This window comes from Nitratidesulfovibrio oxamicus, assembly GCF_015731765.1.
GTDB lineage: Bacteria > Desulfobacterota > Desulfovibrionia > Desulfovibrionales > Desulfovibrionaceae > Cupidesulfovibrio > Cupidesulfovibrio oxamicus.
Genome location: NZ_VRYY01000638.1, coordinates 1 through 994 on the forward strand (window position 1 = coordinate 1; position 994 = coordinate 994).

At 68.7% G+C, this 994-nt stretch carries 1 protein-coding gene; it reads left to right on the forward strand.

Annotated features, from left to right (window positions below; translation table 11 throughout):
* Window positions 1–580: 580 nt before the first annotated feature.
* Window positions 581–994: helix-turn-helix domain-containing protein (locus tag FVW20_RS16535; protein WP_196610448.1), on the forward strand; the 414-nt coding region annotated here is incomplete at its 3' end.

A 994-nucleotide genomic window follows, 5' to 3' on the forward strand; every position in this document is an offset into this window, starting at 1 on the left:
GGGCGGCCAGATGACGGCACACCGCACCTAGACCAAAAGCCGGGGCGCGTCGCGCAATGCGGCACACGGGGCCGGGCGGGTGCGTGCGGAAAATTTCGATGTGCCGGTGGTTGCAGCCGGGGCGCGGGCCTTGTGCGGCACCTGCGCCGCTGCCTGGCGGGCGCGTTTACGTAAGCCCGGCGAACTCTTGGCAAGAGTTTGGCGATAGTTTGGAATGCCGGGCGCGTAACGGGAGTGTGCCCATTACCCCAAGCCCGCCATGATGGCAAGGGCTAGATGTGGCGCGGGTGACGGGGCGCGCCCTGGTGCTGGGTGATGCGCCCTGATTTTGAGTGATGCGCGCTGATGTTGAGTGATGCGTCCTGATGCCGGGCGACACGATGCGGCGGTGGCGGCGGCGTGGCGGCAATCCCGCGCCACGCGTTGCACCGTTGGGCGAGTGCGGCTACATTGGCCCCAAGGTGGCGCGGTTTTGCCTGCCCGGTCTGCCGGGGCGGGCAGCCTTTGTCAGGCCGGGCATGCCGGGCCGCGCACCGCAGTCCCTCCGCTCCCCGTTCGCAAGCCCGCAGGAGGCGCATCAGTGAAGCAGCTGCTTTCCACCCGCGAGGTGGCCAAGGTGCTCGGCGTCAATGAAAAGATGGTCTACAGCCTGATCACCGAAAAGGGCCTGCCCGCCACCAAGGTGACCGGCAAGTGGCTGTTCCCCGCGCATCTGGTGGAACAGTGGCTGGAAAACAACACCGTGAACCATCCGGAACGCGCGGGTGGCGCGGTGCAGCCTGGCGGCGGCGTGCTGGTGCTGGCGGGCAGCAACGACCTGCTGCTGGACAAGGCCATGGGTTTGTTCGCGGACCTGAACCCCGGCCACATTGCGGCCTTTGCCAACCTGGGCAGCCTGGGCGGCCTGCGGGCCATGCGCGAGGGGCTGTGCCACATGGCGGCCAGCCACCTGATGGAGGGCGGCCCCGGCCACGCGGCGGAACCTGCCGCACCC